At 68.7% G+C, this 16195-nt stretch carries 12 protein-coding genes; 2 read left to right on the top strand and 10 right to left on the bottom strand.

What is annotated here, in order from left to right; translation table 11 throughout:
- On the bottom strand, positions 1 to 1244 hold a 1244-nt coding region (locus ACEU5R_RS30285), incomplete at its 3' end, for a DEAD/DEAH box helicase (protein ID WP_392413497.1).
- A 302-nt stretch (positions 1245 to 1546) separates the two neighbouring features.
- On the opposite strand from ACEU5R_RS30285, the gene ACEU5R_RS30280 reads away from it, so the two are divergent.
- Positions 1547 to 3016, top strand: coding sequence for a YdgA family protein (locus tag ACEU5R_RS30280; RefSeq protein WP_103271956.1), 1470 nt, complete (start codon positions 1547 to 1549; stop codon positions 3014 to 3016).
- A gap of 114 nt (positions 3017 to 3130) precedes the next feature.
- Here ACEU5R_RS30280 and ACEU5R_RS30275 read toward each other — a convergent pair whose 3' ends face one another.
- The 8 genes from ACEU5R_RS30275 to ACEU5R_RS30240 all read right to left on the bottom strand — a co-directional run bounded on the left by ACEU5R_RS30275 (position 3131) and on the right by ACEU5R_RS30240 (position 13853).
- Positions 3131 to 4339 (bottom strand): amidohydrolase family protein, encoded by a 1209-nt coding sequence (locus tag ACEU5R_RS30275; RefSeq protein ID WP_103271957.1) that lies wholly within the window; start codon positions 4337 to 4339, stop codon positions 3131 to 3133.
- A gap of 30 nt (positions 4340 to 4369) precedes the next feature.
- On the bottom strand, positions 4370 to 6097 hold the full coding sequence (locus ACEU5R_RS30270; protein ID WP_392413494.1) for a dipeptide ABC transporter ATP-binding protein: 1728 nt from the start codon (positions 6095 to 6097) through the stop codon (positions 4370 to 4372).
- A 7-nt stretch (positions 6098 to 6104) separates the two neighbouring features.
- Positions 6105 to 7031 carry an ABC transporter permease gene (locus ACEU5R_RS30265; RefSeq protein ID WP_103271959.1) on the bottom strand — a complete coding sequence of 309 codons (927 nt, stop codon included), beginning with the start codon at positions 7029 to 7031 and terminating at the stop codon, positions 6105 to 6107.
- A 33-nt stretch (positions 7032 to 7064) separates the two neighbouring features.
- Positions 7065 to 8036, bottom strand: a complete 972-nt coding sequence (locus ACEU5R_RS30260; RefSeq protein ID WP_103271960.1) for an ABC transporter permease — start codon at positions 8034 to 8036, stop codon at positions 7065 to 7067.
- 89 nt (positions 8037 to 8125) lie between these two features.
- Complete coding sequence (locus ACEU5R_RS30255; protein WP_103271961.1) at positions 8126 to 9733, bottom strand: ABC transporter substrate-binding protein; 1608 nt, start codon at positions 9731 to 9733, stop codon at positions 8126 to 8128.
- A 361-nt stretch (positions 9734 to 10094) separates the two neighbouring features.
- Complete coding sequence (locus ACEU5R_RS30250) at positions 10095 to 11483, bottom strand: GTPase/DUF3482 domain-containing protein (protein WP_103271962.1); 1389 nt, start codon at positions 11481 to 11483, stop codon at positions 10095 to 10097.
- Positions 11476 to 12882 (bottom strand): DUF2868 domain-containing protein, encoded by a 1407-nt coding sequence (locus tag ACEU5R_RS30245; RefSeq protein ID WP_392413491.1) that lies wholly within the window; start codon positions 12880 to 12882, stop codon positions 11476 to 11478. Before ACEU5R_RS30245 ends, ACEU5R_RS30250 begins: the two co-directional genes overlap by 8 nt.
- Before the next feature lie 80 nt (positions 12883 to 12962).
- Positions 12963 to 13853, bottom strand: coding sequence for a helix-turn-helix domain-containing protein (locus ACEU5R_RS30240; RefSeq protein ID WP_392413489.1), 891 nt, complete (start codon positions 13851 to 13853; stop codon positions 12963 to 12965).
- A gap of 161 nt (positions 13854 to 14014) precedes the next feature.
- Here ACEU5R_RS30240 and ACEU5R_RS30235 point away from each other — a divergent pair, with 161 nt between their 5' ends.
- Entirely contained in the window at positions 14015 to 14908 is an 894-nt protein-coding gene (locus ACEU5R_RS30235; protein WP_392413488.1) for a DMT family transporter, read from the top strand.
- 6 nt (positions 14909 to 14914) lie between these two features.
- Here ACEU5R_RS30235 and ACEU5R_RS30230 read toward each other — a convergent pair whose 3' ends face one another.
- Positions 14915 to 16126, bottom strand: coding sequence for an aminotransferase class V-fold PLP-dependent enzyme (locus tag ACEU5R_RS30230; RefSeq protein ID WP_392413499.1), 1212 nt, complete (start codon positions 16124 to 16126; stop codon positions 14915 to 14917).
- Positions 16127 to 16195: the final 69 nt, after the last annotated feature.

Here is a 16195-nt window from a genome sequence, read left to right as displayed (position 1 = left end):
CCGCGATCACCGCCGCGGCCGTTGCGCTGGCCGCCGCGAGGCTGGCGCGAGTCTTCGTCGCGTTCCTGGCGCTCGAACGAGGCCGCGGTCGTGGCGGGCGGGGTCCAGCCTTCGACCGGCTTGCGGTCGATGGTCTTCTTGATCAGGCGCTCGATGTCGCGCAGCAGCTTGATTTCGCTGTTGTCGACCAGCGAGACCGCGGCGCCGGTGGCGCCGGCGCGGCCGGTGCGGCCGATGCGGTGCACGTAGTCCTCGGGCACGTTGGGCAGCTCGAAGTTCACGACCTGCGGCAGCTGGTCGATGTCCAGGCCGCGGGCGGCGATGTCGGTGGCCACCAGCACGGTGACCGTGCCTTCCTTGAAGCCGGCCAGCGCGCGGGTGCGGGCCGACTGGCTCTTGTTGCCGTGGATGGCGGCGGCGGTCAGGCCGTCCTTGACCAGCTTCTCGGCCAGGCGGTTGGCGCCGTGCTTGGTGCGCGTGAACACCAGCACCTGGTGCCAGCCGCTTTCGCGGATGATGTGGCTGATCAGGTCGCGCTTATGGTGCTGTTCGACCAGGTGCACGGTCTGCGTGACCAGTTCGGTGGCGGTGTTGCGCGGGGTGACCGAGACTTCGCCCGGGTTGTTCAGCACGCCGCGCGCCAGCGAGCGGATCTCGTCCGAGAAGGTGGCCGAGAACAGCAGGTTCTGGCGCTTCTGCGGCAGCAGCGCCAGGATCTTGCGGATGTCGCGGATGAAGCCCATGTCCAGCATGCGGTCGGCTTCGTCCAGCACCAGGATTTCGACGCCCGACAGGTCGATGGTGCGCTGGCCGCAGTGGTCCAGCAGGCGGCCGGGCGTGGCCACCAGGATGTCCAGCGGCTTCTTCAGCGCGCTGATCTGCGGATTGATGTTGACGCCGCCGAACATCACCATGGACGACAGCGCGGTGTGCTTGCCGTAGGTCTGCACCGATTCGGCCACCTGCGCGGTCAGTTCGCGCGTGGGCGTCAGGATCAGGCAGCGCGGGCGGCCCGGCTTGCGCTGGGCGGGCTTGGTCTGCGACAGCAGGTGCAGGATGGGCAGGGTGAAGCCGGCGGTCTTGCCGGTGCCGGTCTGGGCGGCGGCGAGCAGGTCGCCGCCCTTCAGGACCTGCGGAATGGCCTGGGCCTGGATGGGGGTGGGCGCGGTGTAGCCGGTCTCGGCGATGGCGCGCAACAGGGAATCAGCCAGCCCGAGGTCGGCGAAATTAGAAGAGGCAGTCAAAACAACTCCAGCGGCAGCCCGTCGCTCAAGTTGAGAGACTCCAATCCAGGCGTACGAATAAGGAGAAAAGGGAAGCGCCCTTGCAGGGCGAAGCCAGGCGGCGAAGGGCCCGGCGAACGTGCGCAGATTGGCAAAGCGCACGGCGGGATTGTAGCTGATGTGGCCGCCGGGCATGGGCGCGCCGGGGTGTCCTGGTATAACCAGGTAACAAATTGCACGACCTATCTACGAAATAAGTACATTCCCTAGGTCACACTCCCTATAATCCGTGCGCTTTCATCCATTTGAAAATAAGGATTGCTATGAAAAAGGCGGCAATTGCAGGCATCGTCGTGGCGCTGGGCGCGGTTTGGACCGGTTCTGCCTGGTACACGGGCAAGAAGGCCGAAACCTTCGTCAAGCAACTGATTCAGGATGGCAACGTCGATCTGCAGAAGCTCGGCGAGCGCACCGGCATCACGCCCTCGATCGAGCTGATCTCGTTCGAGCGCGGCGTGTTCTCGTCGACCGAGCGCTTTCGCGTCAAGTTCTCGATCCCGGCCAAGGACGGCAAGCCCGGCCATGACGGCGAGATCGAGTTCGTCGAATACCTGGACCACGGCCCCTTCCCGCTGTCGAACCTGAGCCGTGGCAAGCTGGCTCCGGCCATGGTCGCCAGCCGCTTCCAGCTCGTGGAAACGCCTTCGGTCAAGGAATGGTTCGCCGCCGCCAAGGGCTCGGTGCCGCTGTCGGGCTCGTACAGCGTCAGCTATGGCAAGAATGTCGACGGCAAGTTCGACCTGGCCGCCGTCGAATTCGCCAAGGATGCGAACAGCCTGAAGTTCTCGGGCATGAAGGGCGATATCGAGGTCAACACCGGCACCAAGCACGCCGTCTTCAACGCGCAGTCGGACAGCCTGGTCATCGCCGGCAAGTCCGACGACAGCGATATCACCAGCATGGCGCTGCAGGGCCTGACGATCGCCGGCAACGGCGCGCCGGGCAAGAGCGACATGTACATGGGCAGCCAGAAGATCGGCTTCAAGGCCCTGACGATCAACTCGGCCACCCAGCCGCCCGTGATCGTCAAGGACACCTCGATGGCCATCGACACGAGCGAGGCCGACGCCGGCGTCAACGCCAAGGCCGTGCTCGACTTCGGCATGATCAATGTGCAGAACCAGGACGTCACCGGCGTCAAGTTCGCGCTGGACATGAAGAACCTGGATCCCAAGGCGCTCAAGGCCCTGAACGAAGTCTATGAAAAGGCCTCGCATCGCATGCTGCAGAGCGGCGGCGAGGAAAAGACGCCGCAGTTCACGCCCGAAGAGCAGCAGATCCTGAAGGACAACGTCCAGCTGCTGCTGGCCGGCAACCCCAGCCTGTCGGTGGCGCCGCTGCAACTGCGCACCGCCAACGGCGCGTCGACCTTCAACCTGGATCTGAACCTGGCCAAGCCGGCATCGCTGGACGCGCCCTTCCCGGACGTGGCCATGCAGACCGTGCGCAAGCTGGACGCCAAGGTCGTGCTGTCCAAGGCCAGCCTGGCGGACCTGATGGCCTTCAAGGCCCAGCAGGACGGCGCGCCGGCCGACCAGGCCCTCAAGACCGCCAAGGGCCAGGCCGACATGGTCGGCACCATGGCGGGCGCCATGGGCCTGGCCAAGGTCGAGAACGACAACGTCGTTTCCTACCTGAACTACGCCGACGGTCAGGTCGATTTCAACGGCAAGAAGATGCCGCTGGAACAGTTCCTGATGATGGCCATGGGTGGCTTCATGGGCAAGCGCTAAGCGCGCCCTGCCGGCCCCGCGAGGCCGGCGTCGCAATATTACGGGCTGATGCGCCTTGCGCGCATCGGCCCGTTTTTCATTGGCGCCCGCCAGCGTGGCGCATCGGGGCGGACCTTATCCGGGCAGCGCGCCCGCCTGGACCACGCCGCCCTGCAGCACCGCCACATGGAAGCGCTTGTCGGCCGCCTTCATGATGTCCTCGGTCGGGTCGCCTTGCACCAGCAGCAGGTCGGCGGCGTTGCCGTCCTGGATGGCGCCGTGCCCATCCATGCCCATCAGGTCGTGCCCGCGCGAGGTGCCCGCGACCAGCGCGTCCACCGGCGTCATGCCGAACTCGACCATGTAGGCCAGCTCCATGGCGTTCTCGCCATGCAGGTTGAACGGCGTGCCCGCGTCGGTGCCCATGGCGATGCGGCCGCCGGCCTTGTAGTACATCTGGATGGACTCGCGGTGGCGCTGCTCGACGGCGCGGGCCTTTTCCACCGCGTAGGCGGGAATGCCGTTGTCGGCATTGGCCACGATGTTGCGCACGGCGGCGATGGTGGGCACCAGGTAGGTCCGGGCCTCCAGCATTTCGCGCAGGCATTCCTCGTCCATGAAGATGCCGTGCTCGATGGAGTCGATGCCGGCGCGCACCGCGTTCAGGATGCCCTCCGTGCCCTGCGCATGGCTGGCCGTGCTCTTGCGAAAGCGCTTGGCCTCGTGCACGCCGGCCTTCATCTCGGCGAAGCTGTAGTGCGCGTCCATGGGGCTGACGCCCGGCGTCATGACGCCGCCGGTGGCCATGATCTTCACCAGGTCGCAGCCGGCGTGGACCTGCTCGCGCACGGCCTTCACCACTTCCTCGCAGCCGTCGGCCACGCGGCCGATGCGGTTGCCGTGGCCGCCGGTCATGCAGATGATGCGGCCGGACGCCCTGATCGCCGGACCGGGGAAGACGCCGCGCGCGATGGCGTCGCGCACGCCGAATTCCAGGTAGTCCTTGCCGCCGCAGTCTCGCAGCGCGGTGACGCCGCCACGCAGGCTGGCCTGCGCATTCTCCAGCGCGGTCAGCGTGATCTGCGCCGGGCCCTGCTTGTTCATCTGCGCGTTGGGGTCGGGGCCGCCGGTGTAGACCAGGTGCACGTGACAGTCCGCCAGGCTGGGCATCAGCGTCATGCCGGCGGTGTCGACCTTGCGGCCGGCATAGCCTTCGAACTCGGCCGCCGGCGCCACGCGCGCGATGCGGCCGTCCTGCACCAGCACGCCGTGTCCGGCCAGGGTCTTGCCCAATCCATCGAATACCAGGCCGCCGATGAACAGGGTTTGCTGCGAGGTGCTCATGTCTCGTTCCTTGGTTCTGTGCATGCGGCCCTAGCCGGCCACGTCCAGCCCCTCGCGGGACATGGATTGCAGGCGCGGCATCAGGCCCAGCAGGTGTTGGCTGTAAGGGTGTTGCGGGCGATCGAACAGGATTTCCGTGTCCGCCACTTCCAGCAGTTCGCCATGGCGCATCACGCCGACGCGGTCGCACATCTGGCGGATCACGGGCAGGTCGTGGCTGATGAACAGCATGGTCAGGCCGAGCTGTTCCTGCAGGTCCTTGAGCAGGTTCAGGATCTGCGCCTGGATCGACACGTCCAGCGCCGAGGTGGGCTCGTCGCAGATCAGGAAGCGCGGACGCGTGGCCAGGGCGCGCGCGATGCAGATGCGCTGGCGCTGGCCGCCGGAGAATTCGTGCGGATAGCGCTGGGCGGCGCGCTCGCCCAGGCCCACCACATCGAGCAGGTCGGCGACGATGCGGCGCGCCTGCGCCTCGCTGTCGGCCAGCCGGTGGAAGCGGATGGGCTCGGCGATGATGTCCAGCACGCGCATGCGCGGATTCAGCGAGGAATACGGATCCTGGAAGATCATCTGGATCTGGCGGCGGAAGGGATTGAGCTGCTTTTCGCCCTTGAGCGCGGTCAGGTCGGTGCCGCCGAAGTGCACCGATCCGGCCGACGGCGTATATAGCCCGGAGATCAGCCGCGCGACCGTGGACTTGCCCGAGCCGGATTCGCCCACCAGGCCGAAGACCTCGCCCTCGCCGATGGCGAAGCCGACGTTCTTGACCGCGTCCAGCGTGCGCTGGTTGCGTTTCAGGAACGCGTTCTTGAGCACGAAGCGCATGCCCAGGCCGCGCACGTCGACCAACGGACCGTCGCCACGCCCGCCGAAGTCGCGCCGCTGGCCCAGCCAGTGGGTGGCGATGTCCAGCGGCTGCGCCGGCGTCTTCACGTCCTCGATGTAGGTGACCAGCGGAAAGCGCTTGAGCTTGATGTCGGGCCGGGGCACGGCCGAGATCAGGCTGCGGGTGTAGGGATGGTCGGGGTCGCCCAGGATCTTGGCGGTGGCGCCCTCTTCGACCAGCTTGCCGCGATACAGCACCGCCACGCGGTCGGTCACGTCGGCGATCACGCCCATGTCGTGCGTGATGATGATCATGCCGACCTGCTCTTCGCGGCACAGCTTGCGCAGCAGCTCCAGGATCTGCGCCTGGATGGACACGTCCAGCGCGGTGGTCGGCTCGTCGGCGATGATGACTTCCGGCTCGCAGCACAGCGCCAGCGCGATCACCACGCGCTGCCGCATGCCGCCGGAGAACTGGTGCGGATACTGCTTGGCGCGCAATTCGGGCTTGTCGATGCCGACCTGCGCCAGCAATTGCACGGCGCGCTTGGCGGCCTCGGCCTGGGACAGGTCCAGGTGCACCTGCATGGTTTCCACCAGCTGGCTTTCCACGGTCTGCAACGGATCCAGCGAGGTCAGCGGATCCTGGAAGATCATGCCGATGCGCCGGCCGCGCACGCGGCGCTGCTGCGCCGGCGTCAGCGTGTCGATGCGTTCGCCGTTGAGCAACACCTGGCCGCCGGCCAGCCGGCCGGGCGCTTCCAGCAGGCCGATCACGGCGTTGCCGATGGTGGATTTGCCGGCGCCGGATTCGCCCACCACGCCCAGGATCTCGCCTTTCTCCAGGCTCAGGGACACGCCGTCCACCGCCACCATGGTGCCGCGGCGGCTGGGAAATTCGATGCGGATGTCGTCGATGTTCAACAGGGCCATGATGTTCTCAGCGCAGCTTCGGATTGAGCGCGTCGCGCAGCCAGTCGCCCAGCAGGTTGACGGACAGCACCAGCGCCACCAGCACGATGCCGGGGAATATGGAGATCCACCACATGCCCGAGAACAGGTAGCTGTTGCCGATGCGGATCAAGGTGCCCAGCGACGGCGCGGTCGGCGGCACGCCCACGCCCAGGAAGGACAGCGTGGCCTCGGTGATGATGGCCACGGCCAGGTGGATGGTGGCGATGACCAGCACCGGCCCCATCACGTTGGGCAGGATGTGGCGGCGCAGGATGGTGACGGGGCCGATGCCGATCAGGCGGGCGGCCTGCACGTATTCCTTGTTGCGCTCGACCAGCGTGGAGCCGCGCACGGTGCGCGCGTACTGCACCCAGCCGGAGGTGCCGATGGCGAAGATCAATACGTACATCGCCAGCTCGTCGTGCATGTCGCGCGGCAGCAGCCCGCGCGCCACGCCGTCGATCAGCAGCGCCACCAGGATGGCGGGAAAGGACAGCTGCACGTCGGCGATGCGCATGATGAAGCTGTCCACGCGTCCGCCCGCGTAGCCGCTGATCAGGCCCAGCGTGACGCCCAGCACCATCGAGAACGCGACCGAGGCCAGGCCCACCAGCAGCGACACGCGCGAGCCATAGAGCAGGGCTGAGAAGATGTCGCGGCCCTGGTCGTCGGTGCCGAGCACGAAGGCCGCGCTGCCGCCCTCTTCCCAGGACGGCGGCGTATTGGCGTCGATGATGAGCACCTGGCCCGGGTCGAAGGGATTCTGCGGGGCGATCAGCGGCGCGAACACCGCGCCGAGCACGATCAGCAGCGTGACGAGGGCGCCGATGACGGCGGCGGGCGAGCGCTTGAAGCTGTACCAGAGGTCGCTGTCGGCGGCGCGCGCGAAGAAGGGGGCGATGCGGGCGGTCATGCGGATTCCTTTACGTTCGTCCTGGAAGGTGCCTTACTTGCTCTGCACGCGCAGGCGCGGATCCACCGCGAAATACAGCAGGTCGACGATCAGGTTGATGACCACGAACATGAATGCGATCAGCACCAGGTAGGCCGCCATGACGGGGATGTCCACCGTGCTGATGGCCTGGATGAACAGCAGGCCCATGCCGGGCCACTGGAACACGGTCTCGGTGATGATGGCGAAGGCGATGATGGAGCCCAGCTGCAGGCCGGTGATGGTGATGACCGGCACCATGGTGTTCTTGAGCGCATGGCGGAAATTGATCAGCCGCTCCGGCAGGCCGCGGGCGCGCGCGAACTTGATGAAGTCGGCGCGCAGCACCTCAAGCATCTCGGCGCGCACCAGCCGCATGATCAGCGTCATCTGGAACAGCGCCAGCGTGATGGCGGGCATGATCAGCGCCAGCAGGCCGGACTTGGTCAGGAAGCCCGTGGTCCACCAGCCCAGTCCGACCACGTCGCCGCGCCCGAAGCTGGGCAGCCAGCGCAACTGCACGCCGAAGAACAGGATCAGCAGGATTCCGATCAGGAAGGTGGGCAGGGAGATGCCAGCCAGCGAGATGGCCATGAAGGCCTTGGACAGCACGCCGTGGCGCTTGAGCGCGGTGTAGATGCCCATGGGAATGCCCAGCGCCAGCGCCATGACGGCGGACACGAAGGACAGTTCCAGCGTGGCGGGCAGGCGTTCTTCCAGCAGTTCGCTGACGGGGCGGCGGTGGCGGTACGAGGTGCCGAAATCGCCGCGCGCGGCGTTGGCCACGAAGCGCGCGTACTGCACCACGAAGGGATCGTTCAGGCCCAGCTGCTCGCGCAGTTGTTCACGTTGTTCCGCCGTGGTGTCCTGGCCCACCATGGTGGCCAGGGGGTCGCCCACGTAGCGGAACATGGCGAAGGCGATCAGCGCCACGGTGAGCATGACCAGCAGCGACTGGAAGAGTCGTTGCGCGATGAAGGAAAGCATGGGGTGTGGCCCTCAAGAAAGCCGGCGGCGGGGGCGGCCGTATCGCGATCCGGGCGGCCGAGGCCGCCCGGCAAAGGCTGCGCCCGGGATCAGGGCAGCACGACGTCGCGCAGGTCGAGCACGTCGTCGGCGCGCTGGATGACCTTGATGTTGTCCTTCACGCCCCAGGACATGGGCTGCTGGTGCAGCGGCAGGTAGCCGTACTCGGCGCGCACGATGCCGAAGGCTTCCTTGATCATCGCGTTGCGCTTGGCCTGGTCGGTCTCGGTGCCGATCTGCGTGATCAGCTCGTCGACCTTCTTGTTGCAATAGCCGCCCAGGTTGAACTGGCCCGAGGCGGTCTTGGCGTCTCGGCAGCCGGCCAGGTTCAGCAGCGCGTTGTGCGCGTCGGTGGAGCTGGGCGTCCAGCCGAGCATGTACATGCTGGTCTGGTTGCCGGCCTGCAGCAGGATCTTGCCGAAGTACTTGGACTTGGTCTGCGCCAGCAGGTTGACCTTGATGCCCACGCGCGTCAGCATGCCGGCCACGGCCTGGCAGATCTTTTCGTCGTTGACGTAGCGATCGTTGGGGCAGTCCATGGTGACGGAGAAGCCCTTGGGATAGCCGGCCTCGGCCAGCAGCTTCTTGGCGCGCTCGGGATCCGGCTTGTACGGCGCGCCGTAGGACTCGTCATAGCCGTTGATCGAGGTGGCGACCAGCGAGCCCAGCGGCTTGGCCGCGCCGCGCATGATCTTGTCGTTGATGATCTTGGTGTCCACGGCCAGCACCACGGCCTCGCGCACCTTCGGATCCTTGAAGGGGTTCTTGCCCTTCACGTCCGAGAACAGCAGCTCGTCGCGGCTCTGGTCCATGCCGATGAAGATGGCGCGGGCCTCGGGCGCGGTCAGCGGCTTGACGCCCTTGGCGTCTTCCAGGCGCTTCCAGTCCTGCACCGGCACCGGCTGCACCAGGTCCATCTCGCCCGAGATCAGCGCGGCCACGCGCGTGGCTTCCTGCGTGATGGGTTGGAAGATGACCTCGTCGATATTGGTCTTGATGTTCTTGTTCCAGTAGCCGTCATAGCGCTTGAGCACGGTCTTCACGTCGGGCTGGCGCTCGGCCAGCATGAAGGGGCCGGTGCCGTTGGCGTGCAGGTTGGCGTAGTTGCCCTGGTTGTCGCCCTTGATGTTGGTGGCCTCGGTGGTCTTGTTCTTCTCGGACCACGTCTTGCTCATGATGTACAGGAAGGCCCATTCGCGCGGCAGGATGGGGTTGGGCGCGGGCGTGGTGACTTCGACGGTGTAGTCGTCGATCTTCTTGATGTCCGACGCCTTGGCGCCGTAGCCCTTCATGTCGGAGCCCGGCGTCAGGCTGCGCTTCCACGTGAAGATCACGTCATCGGCGGTGAAGGGCGAACCGTCGTGGAATTTCACGCCCTTGCGCAGCTTGAAGATCCATTTGGTGGGCTCGGGGTTTTCCCAGCTTTCGGCCAGCAGCGGCGTCAGCTTCAGCTCGCCGTCGTAGCCGGCCAGCGTTTCGTAGATGTTGCCCTGGAAGCCCAGCGTGAAGGTCTCGTTCAGCGCCATCGGGTCCATGGACGAGGCATCGCCCTGGTACGACCAGTGGAAGGTCTTGGCCGCGGCGCCGGCGCTGAAGGCCAGCGAGGCGACCAGGGCCGCCGTCAGCGCAGCCTGTTTGAAAGCGGGGAAAGTACGCATAGCCCTGATGCTCCGTGTGGTGCGCGGATCGCGCGGCAGAGGAATGGGCCCCGACCCCTGGAGGAGTCCGGGGCATGGCGTTGCTGCTTACGACGAGACGGAATCGGGGAATGGACGCCACGCGGCGCGGCATGCGCGTCGGTCGGCGGGAGCCTTGATGACTATCACTGCGCAGGACTTCGGCTTCACGATGCACCCAACCCCATTTTGTGATTCATAGTCATGAGGGGGACGGACCCACGCCCATGCAGAAGGCATCTTATAGAGCCATTCTTTTAAGCGTCAATCGGTTTGGATTGGGGATAGTACGTGCTTGCCAGGGCGCATGAATGGTGCCTGAGCGCCAGGCGGGCGGCGGCTGTCAAGAGGTCGCGGGCGCGTCCGCGGACAGCGTGCGCGCCAGCTCGCGCAGCATGAGCTTGCGGCGTTCGCTGTCTTCATGCGCCTGGCCCAGCGCCGACCATTCGGGCCGGCTGCGCGCTTCTTTCAACGCGGCGGGCAAGGCGCCCTTGCGCAGGTCCTCGCCATCATGCGGGACGATCCGGATGGGCGTGCGCGCCGCATGGCCGCGATGTTCGAGCGCGGCGATCAGCTCGCGCTGGCGCAGCGCCAGGAGGCGCAGCACGGCGTCGTCCACGCTGATCTCGCGCCAGCCGCGCAGCTTGCCCGCCACGCGCTTGCCGAGCTTTTCCACGCCCTGCCACAGCCCACCCGCGGCCGCGCCGATCAGCATGCCCGTGCCCAGGCTCAGGCCGGCGCTGAACAGGTCCACCGCCGCGCCGGCCATAGCGCCGGCGGCCGCGCCCATGCCCAGTTGTATGCCCATGTCCTTGAGCGCCTGAGGATGGAACAGGTCCATGCCCCAGCGCTCGCCCTGCAGCGGCAGCGCATCGGCGTCGATATCGGAAGGCCGGAAGTTGTACAGCGCCAGCAGCGCGGTGACGCAGGCCTGTTCGCGCTGGCGCGCCAACGCGCGCAGGCGTTCGGCCGCCGCCGCCAGCGCGTCGGCGTCATTGGGGCTGGACAGGCGCAGCGCGGCCACGTCGATCAGCAGGTCGGCCAGCAGCTCGAAGGCGGCGGCGCGGCGCTCCTGGCGCTGCCGCGCGAGCGCGTCGGACAGGCGCGTCAGCGCGGCGGCGTGGCGGTCCAGCAGCACGGCGAGTCGGGCGTACAGCTGCCGCTCGCCATCCAGCGCGGGCGCCACCGTGTCGAATTCCACCACCGCGTGCAGCCCCAGCCGGGCCAGCGCCGCGCGCCAGTCGGCGGCGCGATGCTGCGGCGCGTTGACGAAGTTCAGCACTGGCAGCAAGGGCCGGCCGCAGGCGGCCAGGATGTCGAGTTCGTCGCGGTGCTTGCCCAGCACCGGGTCGCGCGCGTCGATGACGTAGAGCGCCGCGTCGCAGTCCAGCATCTTGGCCAGCACGCGCGCTTCCTGTTCGTAGCGGCCGTGAGCTTCCGGCGTGTCCAGGAAGCGGCGCACGCGCGCCGGTCCGTCCAGCCGTTCGCCGGGCGCCTCCAGCCGCTCCAGGTATTCCAGCAGCGAGATGCTGTCTTCCATGCCGGGCGTGTCGAACCATTCCAGCGCGTCGCCGCCCTCGATGCGCAGGCGCGCGCCTTCGACGTGGCGCGTGGTGCCCGGGCTGTCGGCCACTTCGCCGAAGCGCGTGTCGCGCGTCAGCGTGCGCAGCAGCGAGGTCTTGCCGGTGTTGGTGTGTCCCACCACGGCGATGCGGATCAGGGAATCAGCCATGTCCGGTCTCCAGCCAGTCCAGCGCGTTGGCGGATGCCGCCAGCACGGCCTGCGCGGGCAGGCCCAGCGCCGCGAGCTGCGCGCGCCACAGCGGCGCGCGCGCCGGACCATCCTCGTGCGCGGGCAGCAGCAGCCAGACGCGCGTCTGCTGCGCGTGCGCGGCCAGTTCGGCGATCAGCGTGAGCGTGCCCCGGTCCGGCGTCTGGCGGGCGTCGCAGGCGATCAGGAGGCGCGAGGCGGCGGCGTCGGCCAGCGCGTCGAGGATGCGGCGGCGTTCCTCGCGCGTGTCGAGCCGGCCGGCGATCTGGATGCCGGCGGGCGTTGTGGCCGGCGGCCAGGGCAGGTCGGTGGGCAGTTCCAGCGCCAGCAGCACCGGACGGCCGTCCAGCCCGGCAGGCGCCGGCGCGGACAGGCGCGGCTCGTGCAGCGGGTCGACGGGGCGGTCCAGGCCGGTGGAGACCACGGCGGGTTCCAGCCGGTCGCGCAGCGCGGCGTGGCCGGGCAGCGCGGGGTCGATGCGCAGGCCGGCGAGCCTGCGCCGCAGCACGACCAGGCACAGCAGCGCGGCGGCCAGCCGGGGCAGCACGCCATAGACCACCACCACGCCGATCAGCCACAGCGACCATTGCACCTGGGCGGCGGCCGGCAAGGTCTGGACGCCGTCGCTGGCGAGCACCGTGGCGGCGTCGGGCAGCGGGAAGCCCGCCAGGCCCGGCAGCCAGCCGATCGCCTGGGTCAGCCAGACGAAGGTGTCCGGCGCGAGCAGCGTGGTGGCCCAGATGAAGCGGTAGCTGGCGGTGGACAGCACCGTCAACAGCGTCGCCAGCGCGGCGCACAACCCGGTCAGCCAGAGCAGGTGGCTGATCGAGCCGAACAGCCAGCGCAGCGCGCCGGCGCGCGCCAGCAGGTTGAGCAGGGCCTGGGGCGCCAGCGCCGTGTCCGGCCCGCGCGCGAGTTTGCGCGTGACCCACAGCCAGAGCCGTCCCAGGCCGGTGGCGGCGGCGGGTCGCAGGAGAAAGCTGGCCAGCCACAGCAGGAAGGTCAGCGCGTGCAGACCCAGCAGGGCGCCCAGCGCCCACAGCACGTTGACGGGTCGCGTGCCGTCGCCCAGCGCGCCCAGGGCCAGGCCGATGCCGGAGAACAGCGCCAGCGCGAACAGCGCGGCCAGCACGGCCAGGGCGCTGCGGGTCCAGCCCTGGAGCTGGGCGGGCAGTTGTTCGCGTTCGGCGAGCCGGTGGGCGCGGACCAGGATGCGGTCCGGCAGGCCGCCCTCGGCGCGGCGCGCGGCGCGCACGGCCTCGGCGTCTTCGAGCGGGCCCCAATGGGTTTCGCGCAGGCGGATGATCTCGGCGAGCCAGTACTCGCGCAGCGGGCGGCGGGAGGCGTCGTCCAGGGGCATGGGCAGGTTCGGACCAGGTTGCCACAGCGGCGCGGGGCCGCGGCGGGCGGTGCCCCATTGTAGGGGAGATGCGCGCCGGCTCAGCGTCCGGCGCGGGCGCCGCGGTACTGGCCCGGCGTGACGCCGGCTGCGTCGCGGAAGACCCGCGACAGATGGCTGGCGCTGCCGAACCCGCTGGCCTGCGCGATGCTGGCCAGGTCGCTCTTGCCGGCGGCCAGCAGGGCCTTGGCGCGCTCGATCCGGCGCGCGCGCACCCAGGCGTGCGGCGGTTCGCCGAAGGAGGTATGGAACATGCGTGCGAAGTGATAGGTGGACAGCGCCGCCACGCCAGCCAGCTCAGCCAACGTGAGCGGGGCGTCCAGGTGCGCGTCCACGTAGTCCATGACGCGCCGGCGCACGGCGGGGGCCAGGCCGCCGCGCGCGGGTTGCGGCGTCTTGCGCGACACGCCCTGGTGCAGCAGCTGGTGCAGCACGGTCTCGGCGGCGCTGCTGGCCGCCAGCCGTTCGTCGGGGCGGCTCCAGTCCGTGCCCAGCAGCGAGCGGCATACGTCGGTCAGCGAGTCGTCGTGGATATAGGTGCGGTCGCGCAGTTCCAGCGAGCGCGGCTCGCAGTCCAGCCGCATGACGGCTTCGCGGGCCAGGCGCTCCGGCGCGATATACAGATGCAGGAAGCGCACGTTGTCGTTCATGCTCCAGCGCGAGTAATGCTCGGCGGGCAGCACGCAGAACTTGCCCGCGCCGCCATGCAGCGAGTCCAGGCCGACGCGGAAGGATTTTTCGCCGCCGCGCAGGTATAGCGACAGGGTGTGGTGGCCGGGCATGTCGTAGCCCAGCGTTTCGCGGGCGCTGCGCGACCATTGCGAGATCGCCAGGCCCTCGCCGAGCGTGGCCGCGCGCTCCAGCGTCGCAGTGGAGCCGGACAGGGTGCGGAAGACGGAGAAATCGGCGGGGGCCGACGCGACGGTGCCCATGGAAATCACATGCTACTGCGATCACGCGCTACGCGCGCGGGCGCGCGAGCAATAAGCGCAAGAAACGGCAATCGCGGCCGGGCCGGGCGGTGCAGACTACTGGCGAGCGGCGGCCTGCCGCCGGTTTTCATGTCCCCTATTTTATTGCCGCGTACCGCATCGTGAATCTCTTTCTGTATCTCCTTACCGTCATCATCTGGGGCACCACCTGGATCGCCATCAAGCTGCAACTCGGCGTGGTGGCGATTCCCGTGTCCATCTTCTACCGCTTCGCGCTGGCGGGCCTGGTGCTGTTCGCCGGCCTGCTGCTGCTGGGCAAGCTGCAGAAGCTGGACCGGCGCGGGCACCTGATGTGCCTGGGACAGGGCCTGTGCCTGTTCTGTTTGAACTTCCTGTGCTTCTACACCGCCACCCAATGGATCCCCAGCGGGCTGGTGTCTGTGGTGTTTTCCGCCGCCACGCTGTGGAACGCGTTGAATGCCCGTCTGTGGTTCGGCACCCGCGTCGCGCCGCGCGTGATGCTGGCCGGCGCGCTGGGCTTCACGGGCCTGGTGCTGTTGTTCTGGCCCGAACTGGCCAGCCAGCAGGCCAGCCACGAGACGCTGCTGGGCCTGGGCTTCGCGCTGCTGGGCACGTTCTGCTTTTCGACCGGCAACATGCTGTCCTCGCTGCAACAGCGCAACGGCATCCGGCCGTTGACCGGCAACGCCTACGGCATGCTGTACGGCGCGGCCATCCTGCTGGCGGGCTGCGTCGCGACCGGCCAGCCCTTCCGCTTCGACACCTCCACGTCCTATATGGGCGCCCTGCTCTATCTGGCGATACCGGGATCGGTGATCGGCTTCACGGCCTACCTGACGCTGGTGGGCCGCATGGGGCCGGCGCGCGCGGCCTATTGCACGGTGCTGTTCCCGGTGGTGGCGCTGTCGGTCTCGACCTATGCGGAAGGCTATCAGTGGACGATGCCGGCGCTGCTGGGGCTGGCCCTGGTGATGCTGGGCAATCTGCTGGTCTTCACCAAGTGGACGCCTTTCGCGCGCCGGGCGGTGGCCTGAGGCGCCTCAGCCCTGGCGCGGCAACTGGCGCAGCGCGTCCAGCAGGCGGCCGATCTCGTCCTGCGTGGTCAGGTAACTGACCGAGGCCCGCGCGATCTGCGCCAGCCCGCGCGCCGTCATGTCCAGCGGCGTGTAGCTCACGCCGTTGCTGCCGATGGTCACGCCCTGCGCGGCCAGCGCGCGCTGCACCGCCGGCGCGTCCAGGCCCGCCACATTGAACGACACCAGCCCCGATCGCTCGCGGCCCTGGTCCAGCACCGTGACGCCGGGCAGCGCGGCCAGTTCGGTGCGCAGGCCCTGGGCGATGGCGTCGACGCGGGCGCGGATCGCGTCCAGGCCGATGTCCAGCGCCTCGCGCAGCGCATTGGCCAGGCCGCAGCGCAGCGCCAGCGAGGCTTCCGCCGATTCCAGCCGCGCCGCGTCCGGTCGCAGCATGGGCGCGCCGTCGGGACCGAGCGGCGCACTGTGGGTGTCGACCCAGGCCGGCGTCAGCCTGGGCAGGAAATCGCGCCGCACGTACAGCAGGCCGGTGCCGCGCGGGCCGCGCAGCGCCTTGCGTCCGGCGCCGGCCAGCACGTCGCAGCCGACCTGTTCCACGTCGATGGGCAATTGGCCCACGGCCTGGGCCGCGTCCACGAAATAGGCGATGCCGTGTTCGCGCGCCACCGCGCCGATCGCGGCGGCGGGATTGATCAGGCCGCCGTTGGCGGGCAGCCAGGTCAGCGCGATCAGGCGCACGCGTTCGTCCAGCATGGCGCGCAGCGCCTCGGGATCGACGCAGCCGTCCTGGTCTGACGGAATGGTTTCCACGCGCGCGCCCGCGCGCTCGGCGATCAGCCGCATGCAGGCGAGATTGCCGCCCCATTCGTGCCGGCCCACCAGGATGCGGTCGCCGGGCTGCCACGGACTGGCCGTCGCGAACGCGGCAAAGGCCGCGCCCCAGCCGGGCGAATTGCCGCCGGTGAGCGCGATCTCGTCCGGTTGCGCATTGAACAGTCGCGCCGCCAGGGCGCGCGCCGTTTCGGTCTCCGCGCGCGCGGCCACGCCGGCTTCCATCGGGCCGCGTTCGGCCTCGCGCAGCAGGTGCGCGCGGATCGCGTCCAGCGTGCCGTTCGACGGCAGCGAGGACCCCGCATGGTTGAAATGGATGGCGCTGCGCGTGCCGGGAGTGGCGGCGCGCAGCGCTGCGACGTCGTGGTCGGTCAGGATCGAGGTCATGGCGGCGGATGATGAGACGGGGGGGGGGGGGGGGGGGGGGGGGGGGGGGGGGGGGGGGCGGGGGGGGGG

Source organism: Achromobacter sp. 413638 (assembly GCF_043119405.1).
Taxonomy (GTDB): domain Bacteria; phylum Pseudomonadota; class Gammaproteobacteria; order Burkholderiales; family Burkholderiaceae_B; genus Achromobacter.
This window is presented reverse-complemented; position numbering and strand designations above follow the sequence as displayed.